The sequence below is a fragment of the Cryobacterium sp. W22_MBD10_FK3 genome (assembly GCF_052113745.1).
Taxonomy (GTDB): domain Bacteria; phylum Actinomycetota; class Actinomycetes; order Actinomycetales; family Microbacteriaceae; genus Cryobacterium.
In genome coordinates this window covers 68545-76441 of sequence record NZ_JBGQOH010000017.1, presented here as the reverse complement: position 1 = coordinate 76441, position 7897 = coordinate 68545, and the positions used below count along the sequence as shown (strand labels likewise).

The window sequence follows — 7897 nt, the reverse complement described above, 5'->3', positions numbered from 1 at the left end:
TGCTGGCCCTCTCGATCGCCCGGCTGCGTGCGCACACGACGGCCGACGGCGGCGCGCAGACCGCCACGGGCGCCGACCAGACCGCGGCGGGCGCCGCGGAGGCCGCCGCCGGCGCGCAGACCGCGGCCAGTGGTGCCGAGACCCTCGCCACCGGCGCGTCCTCGCTCAGCGACGGGCTGTTGGGGCTCAAGACCGGTGCGGGCACGTTGCGCGACGGCCTCGACGACGGCGTCGGCAGCATCCCCGACACCGACACATCCACCCGCGACCTGCAGAGTTCGACGATCGCCGACCCCGTCGACCTGCAGAAGGCGGCCGTGACCTCCGCGGGCACCTACGGCGCGGGCCTGGCCCCGTTCTTCGCCAGCCTGGCCGGCTGGATCGGCATCTACGCGCTGTTCCTGATCGTGAAGCCGGTCTCCCGCCGCGCCATCACGGCGCTGCACTCGCCGCTGAAGATCACCCTGGCCGGCTGGCTCACCCCGGGCATCCTGGGCCTGCTGCAGATGGCTGCCCTCTTCGGGATCCTCACCGGGGTGCTGCACTTCGAGGTGCACAACCCGATCGGCACGTACGCCATGATGGGCCTGGCCGCGATGACCTTCGCCGCGATCATCCTCGCGCTGAACGTGTGGCTGGGCAGCGTGGGCCAGTTCGTCGGCCTGGTGCTGATGGTGCTGCAGCTGGTCACCGCCGGCGGCACGTTCCCCTGGCAGACCCTGCCGGCACCGCTGGCGTTCCTGCACCACGTGATGCCGATGAGCTACGCCGTCGACGGCATCCGCCAGCTGATGTACGGCGGCAACCCGGCCACCGCACTCAACGATGCCGGGGTGCTGCTGCTCTGGCTCACCGGGGCGCTCGCCCTCGCCGCCGTCGGCGTGGTGCGGATGACCCACTTCCGCACCCTGCGCGACCTGAAGCCCAGCCTGATCGGCTAGTCCGGGCCGCTCCAGGTTCTGCGGGCGGGCAGAGCGATGGGCCGGTGCCTATACGGCACCGGCCCGTCCCCCTCTCGGTCGGCTACACGCCGACCGGCACCCGGTTGTCCTCCGCCGTGGCGGGCTCGGCATCGAGCGCGTGGCCATCGGTGTCGATGTTCGGGAGGATCTTGTCGAGCCACGCCGGCAGCCACCAGGCCGACTCACCGAGCAGGCTGAGCATGGCCGGCATGAGCACGAGCCGCACGATGAACGCATCCGCCAGCACGCCCACCATCAGACCGAACGCGATGGATGCGCCGATGGCGAAGGTGCCGGTGGCGAAGCCGCCGAACACGACGGTCATGATGGTGGCGGCCGCCACGAGCACCGGGCCGGAGCGGGCGAATCCTTCCCGGATCGCCTGCTTGGGCGCCAGGCCGCTGTCATGCATCTCCTTGATGCGGGAGACCAGGAACACCTGGTAGTCCATGGCGAGCCCGAACAGCACCCCGACCAGCAGCAGCGGCAGCAGGCTGAGCATCGGGTCGCCCTGCGGCGCCGCGATGACCGGATCGAGCCAGCCCCACTGGAAGACGGCGGTGCTCGCGCCGAACGACGCCGCCACCGACAGGAGGTAGCCGAGGGTGGCGATGAGCGGGATGAGCAGGGACCGGAACATCACGATCAACAGGAGCATCGAGATCACGACGATCACGACGATGTACTTGATCAGTGCGCTCATCAGCGCGGCGTCCTGATCGATGCCGATCGCCGTTTCCCCGGTCACCTCGAGGTGCACACCCGTCACGGCGTCGGCGCCCTCCCGGATCGAGTGCACCAGGTCTTTCGTCTGCTCGTCGATCGGGCTGCCCGCGGGGATGAGGATGATGCGGGCCATGCTGCCGTCAGCGGAGATCTTGGCCGGGACCACCAGCTGGGCTCCGTCGAGCGCGGCCAGGTCGGCCTCGATCCCGGCCGTCTTCGTGGTGATGTCGTCGCCCTCGGCGAGAACTATGAGGGGGCTCTGGCTGCCGCCGAATTCGTCGACGATGAGGTTGTACGCGGTGCGCTCGGTCGAGCTGGGGTCGGCGCCGCCCGGCACGTTGAACGCCGTCTTCATGCTGAGGAACGGTAACGCGACCACGACGAGGATCAGCACCCCGGCGATGACCGACAGGACCGGCCGGTTGACGACGACGCTGCCCCAGGCGCGCATCAGCCCGCGTTTCTGCACGGCGCCTTCCTGCCAGACACTGCCGTTGGCGAGCTCGGTGCGCTGCGTCTTCGGCAGCGCCCTGGTGCCCATGGTGCGCATGATCGCGGGCAGCAGCGTGAGGGCCAGCAGCACGGCGACGGCGACGGCGGCCGCCGCCGCGACACCCATCTCGGTGATGAAGCTGAGGTTCGCGACCAGCAGGGCCACCAGCGCGACGATCACGGTGAGACCGGCGAAGACCACGGCCGTGCCGGCGGTTCCGGTCGCTCGGGCGACGGCATCCTCAACACTCTTGCCACCGCGGAGTTCGATGCGGAAGCGGGAGAGGATGAAGAGGGAGTAGTCGATGCCCACGGCCAGGCCGAGCATCGACGCGAGGATGATCGAGTTCTCGCCGACCGGGAAGAACGCTCCGTAGGCGAGGACACCGACGAGGCTGATGCCGACCCCGAACACCGCGATCAGCAGGTTGACCCCCGCCGCGATGAGCGAACCGAAGGTGAGGATGAGCACGAGGAAGGCGATGACCACGCCGACGCCTTCACCGATGCCGGGTGCCGGTGCGCCCAGCGGAACGAGGTTGCCGCCGAGTTCGGCGCCGAGGTCGCTCGGGGTGGCGGACTGCAGCGCCAGCGCCGCGTCGTAGGAGGCGACCTGCTCATCGGCCGACAGGTCGCCGTAGGTCAGGGTCGCCACCGCGATGCTCTGGTCGGCCGACACGTACGGCCGGGCCGGATCGAACGGGTCGGTCACCGCCTCGACGCCGGGCAGGGCCGCGGCATCGCTCAGGACGCCCGCGATCTCGGCGGCGACGGCCGGGTCGGACACCGTGCCGTTTCCCGGATGGAAGACGAATTGCAGGGTGGCGCCCGCGGCTGCGGCGTCGGTGGGAAACTCCTCGTTCATGCGCTCGAGCGCCTGCGACGCCGGCGAATCCGGAATGGAGACATCGGCCGCTGCGGTGGAGCCGGAGCCTGAGCCGACGAGTAACGCGCCGATGAGGGTGGCGACGATCACGAGCCAGGCCCCGATCACGACCAATCGATGCCGGGCGCTGAACCGGCCGACGTGCGCAAGAAACGTGGACATTGCTACTCCTCAGATGTGCGGAAAAACCTACCTTTCGAGTGTGTCCGCGGCCCCGGACCGGGGAATCGTTCGTCTGGATCAGCTTCCACTACTGCCCGTGCAGTAGTCGTATTTGCCAGATCCGCAACTCGGCTTGCCTTTCGCTGGCGCAGGGGGCAGCATCGACGGATGACCTCGCGACACTGACCAGAAGGCCGAGCCCGATGACGCACAGCTTTGAGAAGGACTACTGGGAACTGCACTGGCAGCAGGCTGACGGTGGCCCCGCGAGCGGGAACGGGGCCCAGGCCAATCCGCACCTCGTGCGTGAGACCGCCGACCTGACCCCGGGCAGGGCGCTGGACGCGGGTTGCGGAGCCGGGGCGGATGCGCTCTGGCTGGCTGGCCACGGCTGGCAGGTGACCGGGGCCGACATCTCCGCCACGGCCCTGCGCCAGGCCACTGAGCGTGCGGCGGACGCCGCGATCACCGACCGGGTGACCTGGGTCGAAGCCGACCTCACCACGTGGGAGCCGGGTGGCCTGTTCGACCTGGTGGCCACGAGTTACGCGCACCCGGCCATCCCGCAGCTGGACTTCTACAGGCGCATCGCAGGCTGGGTCGCCCCTGGCGGCACCCTGTTGATCGTGGGGCACCTCCATGGCGGGGCCGCGGATGGCCACGGGCACGGGCACGGCGATGTCCACGAGCACGGCCGCGGGCAGAGCGAGGAGCCGCCCGTCGAGGCCACGGTGACCGCCGCGGGGATCACCGCGCTCCTCGACCCCCTGGTCTGGTACATCCACACGGCCGAAGAGCAGAGCCGCACCCCGCCCGGGCGGGGAGGCCCCCCGCTGCACGACGTCATCGTGCGGGCCAGCCGGCTCGAATAACGCCCGGAAGGGCAGGTCGCGGGGTCTCGACAGGTTCCCTAGACTGCGGCCATCACCGCCGCGGCCACCGCGCCGGCCACACGCTCGTCGAACGGGCTGGGCACGATGAAGTCTGCGGCGAGGTCGTCACCGACCAGGTCGGCGATCGCCATCGCCGCCGCGATCTTCATGGCGGTGGTGATGCGGCGGGCGCCGGCATCCAGCGCACCACGGAAGATGCCGGGGAACGCGAGCACGTTGTTGATCTGGTTGGGGTAGTCGCTGCGCCCCGTGGCCACGATCTTCGCGTAGCGGCCGGCCACGTCTGGCGCGACCTCGGGGTCGGGGTTGGACAGCGCGAAGATCATGGCGTCGTCCGACATCGTCGCGAGCAGGTGCTCCTCGACGGTGCTGGAGGAGACGCCCACGAAGACGTCGGCTGCGACGAGTGCCTGCGCCGGGCCGCCGTGCACCTGGCGCGGGTTGGAGATCGCCGCGAACTCGGCCTTCATCCCGGTGAGATCAGTGCGGTGGCCGCTCAGGATGCCGCGGGAGTCGAGCAGGACGACGTCCTCGATGCCCACCTCGAGCAGCAGTGCCGCGATCGCGATGCCCGCCGCGCCCGCCCCGGAGATGACGACTCGCAGGCTGGAGCGTTCCCGACCGAGCACCTTGGCGCCGTTGGTGAGCGCTGCCAACACCACCACGGCGGTGCCGTGCTGGTCGTCGTGCATGACGGGCATGTCGAGGGCCTTGATGAGCTTGGCCTCGAGCTCGAAGCAGCGCGGCGCCGAGACGTCTTCGATGTTCACGGCGCCGAAGCTGTGCCGCAGCCGCACGACGGTTTCGACGATCTCGTCCACGTCCGTGGTGTCGAGCACCAGCGGGATGGAGTTCAGCCCGCCGAAGCGCTGGAAGAGCGCCGACTTGCCCTCCATCACGGGCAGGGCGGCGGCCGGGCCGATGTCACCCAGGCCCAGCACGGCGGTGCCGTCACTGACCACGGCCACCAGCCGGCTCGCCCAGGTGTACGGCGCTGCCACAGCGGCATCCGCGTGGATCGCCCGGCTCACCTCGGCCACACCGGGCGTGTAGGCGATGGCCAGGTCCCGCCGGGTGTCGATCGGCCTGGCCAGTTCGATGCGCAGCTTGCCGCCCTCGTGGGCGGCGAAGATCTCATCGGTGCTGACGGCGGCGGGCTGGGTGGGGAGGATGAGAGACATAGCGGGCCTTCGCGGTCGAAACGTGGAAGCCGCGCACTCAGTGGAGAATCACAAGACCGGCCTGGCCTCAGGCTAGGGCCCCCGGAGGGCGATCGAACGGGACCATAGGCCTATTGGCCGCGATCGGGTGCGTGCCGAAGTCGGGCAGCGACTTGCGCGAAAGTGCCCCTTCTAAGCCGGCGAAGGGTAACTTTCGCCGACGTCGCGAAGGCCCACGCCGGTGACTCACGCCAAAATGCCCCTTCGCGTGTGGCGAAGGGGCATTCTGACGCAACTCGGCGAACCAGCGGGCGGTCTAGCGCGGTTCGGGTTCCTTGACGGCGTCGTCGGCGCGGTCGCGGGCGTCGATGGTGGCGTCCGCTGTCGTTCCGGCCACACCGTGGTGAGCTGCCTCGAGGGCCTCGGCCTCTGCCCCGCCGACGGCTTCGCCGCGGGCGACCATGCCGGCCACGTCGGACAGCTTGATCTGCTTGAGCATCAGGGCGAGGAGGAAGGCCAGCCCGATGAACGGCAGCAGGTACCAGAAGACCGGGGCCAGGGCATCCGCGTAGGCGACGACGATGCCGTCGCGCACGGCGTCGGGCAGGGCGTTCAGGGTCTGCGGGTCGATGGAGGACGTTGCCGCGTCGGCATCCGTGGCACTCGCGCCGGCGGCGGTGAAGACGCCGCGGAGGTTCTCGGTGAGCCGGTTGGTGAAGATCGTGCCGAACACCGCCACGCCGAGCGCAGCACCCACCTCGCGGAAGTAGTTGTTCGTGCTCGTCGCGGTGCCGACCATCGCGGGGTTGACCGAGTTCTGGGCGACCAGAACGACGACCTGCATGATCAGGCCGAGGCCGGCGCCGAAGATGAACAGGAACACGCAGATGAGCCAGATCGGCGTCTCGGCGGTCAGGCTGGTCATCAGCACCATCGCGAGCGCGGTGAGGAGCGTGCCGATGATGGGGAACATCTTGTACCGGCCGGTCTTGGTGATGGCGATACCGGAGATGATCGAGGTGCCGATCAGGCCGGCCATCATCGGCAGCATCAGCAGGCCGGAGGCCGCGGCGGAGGTGCCGGAGGACATCTGCAGGAAGGTGGGCACGAAGCCGATCGCGGAGAACATGCCGAGCCCCAGGGTGAGTCCGATCAGCGTGGCGTTGACGAAGGTCGGGTTCTTGAACAGCGACAGCGGGATGATCGGGTCCTTGGCCCGCGCCTCCGTGATGACGAACAGGATCGCCGCGAGCAGCATGCCGGCACCGAACAGCCAGGTCTCGATGGCGTCCCAGCCGTGGCTGGCGTTGCCGCCGAAGTCGGTGAAGAAGATCAGGCAGGTCGTGAAGGTCGACAGGAAGAGAACACCGAGGATGTCGATCGGCTGGGTGGCCTTCTTGCTCGGCAGCCGCAGGGCGAACCAGGCGATGGCGAACGCCGCGATGCCGACCGGGATGTTGATATAGAACGCCCACTGCCAGGTGAGGTGGTCGACGAAGAAGCCGCCCAGGAGCGGGCCGCCGACGGCGGAGAGGCCGAACACGGCACCGAGCGGGCCGAGGTACTTGCCGCGCTCTGAGGCGGGCACGATGTCGGCGATGATCGCCTGGGAGAGGATCATCATGCCACCGCCACCGAGGCCCTGCACGGCGCGCCAGACCACCAGCTGGGTGAAGTCGCCGGCGAAGGCACAGCCGACCGAGGCGATGGTGAAGAGGGCGATCGCGATGAGGAAGAGGTTGCGGCGGCCGAGGACGTCACCGAACTTGCCGTAGACCGGCATCACGATGGTGGTCGCGAGCAGGTAGGCCGTGGTGAGCCAGACCTGGTGCTCCACGCCGCCGAGCTGACCCACGATGGTGGGCATCGCGGTGGAGACGATGGTCTGGTCGAGGCTGGACAGGAGCATGCCGGCGATCAGGGCGCCGAAGATGATCCAGATTCGCCGTTTGGTGAGGAGCAGGGGCTCCGCAGTGGTGGTGGTCACGAAATGTTGCCTTTCGGGGTGGGGACGGCCAGCACGGTGCGGAATGCCGCGAGCGAGGTCGTGAGAATTGTGGCGAAATCTTGGGTATTGGCCGGATCGATGAACCGCTGGGCGGATGACTGCATGAGGGTGGCCATGATGCTGACCACGGCCGCGGCCCGCGGGTCGTCCTCCTCCACGCCCTCGCGCTTGGCGATGAGGGCGCGGATCTGACGTTCCCGCTCCCTGGTCACTCCGATGAACCGGGCCAGCAGGCGGGGTTCGCGCTCGAGGGCGGCCATGAAGTCGGTGTGGGTGGAGGCGTCCACGTCGTCGGACTCGATGTGGGCGACGGCCAGGTCGACGAGGTCTTCCAGGGCGACGGACCAGTCGCCGGGCTCCCCGGCCATGAACGCCTCGGCAAGGAGCTCGAAGTCGCTCTCGGAGTCTCCCCCGATCACGGCGTCCTCCTTGCAGGCGAAGTAGTTGAAGAAGGTGCGGCGGGACACGTCGACCTCGTCGCAGACCTCTTCGATGGTGAACCCCGCCAGGCCCCGCTCGGCGGTGAGCCGGCGCGACACCGAGGTGAGGCTGGAGGCCGTCTTGCGCATCCGTCGCTCGACGCGCGTGATGGTTGCACTTTCAGACAT

At 69.2% G+C, this 7897-nt stretch carries 6 protein-coding genes; 2 read left to right on the top strand and 4 right to left on the bottom strand.

Annotated features, from left to right (window positions below):
- Positions 1 to 941, top strand: a 941-nt coding sequence (locus tag ACEN2M_RS14610) for a YhgE/Pip family protein (RefSeq protein ID WP_441648869.1), incomplete at its 5' end; no start/stop codon positions are given.
- Between the two features lie 82 nt (positions 942 to 1023).
- Here the strand turns inward: ACEN2M_RS14610 and ACEN2M_RS14605 are convergent.
- Entirely contained in the window at positions 1024 to 3228 is a 2205-nt protein-coding gene (locus ACEN2M_RS14605) for an MMPL family transporter (protein WP_441648868.1), read from the bottom strand.
- 203 nt (positions 3229 to 3431) lie between these two features.
- Here ACEN2M_RS14605 and ACEN2M_RS14600 point away from each other — a divergent pair, with 203 nt between their 5' ends.
- Positions 3432 to 4100 carry a class I SAM-dependent methyltransferase gene (locus tag ACEN2M_RS14600; protein WP_441648867.1) on the top strand — a complete coding sequence of 223 codons (669 nt, stop codon included), beginning with the start codon at positions 3432 to 3434 and terminating at the stop codon, positions 4098 to 4100.
- A 38-nt stretch (positions 4101 to 4138) separates the two neighbouring features.
- Here ACEN2M_RS14600 and ACEN2M_RS14595 read toward each other — a convergent pair whose 3' ends face one another.
- The 3 genes from ACEN2M_RS14595 to ACEN2M_RS14585 all read right to left on the bottom strand — a co-directional run bounded on the left by ACEN2M_RS14595 (position 4139) and on the right by ACEN2M_RS14585 (position 7897).
- Complete coding sequence (locus ACEN2M_RS14595) at positions 4139 to 5302, bottom strand: NAD(P)-dependent malic enzyme (protein WP_441648866.1); 1164 nt, start codon at positions 5300 to 5302, stop codon at positions 4139 to 4141.
- 295 nt (positions 5303 to 5597) lie between these two features.
- Positions 5598 to 7268, bottom strand: coding sequence for an MDR family MFS transporter (locus tag ACEN2M_RS14590; RefSeq protein ID WP_441648865.1), 1671 nt, complete (start codon positions 7266 to 7268; stop codon positions 5598 to 5600).
- On the bottom strand, positions 7265 to 7897 hold the full coding sequence (locus tag ACEN2M_RS14585; RefSeq protein WP_441648864.1) for a TetR/AcrR family transcriptional regulator: 633 nt from the start codon (positions 7895 to 7897) through the stop codon (positions 7265 to 7267). Before ACEN2M_RS14585 ends, ACEN2M_RS14590 begins: the two co-directional genes overlap by 4 nt.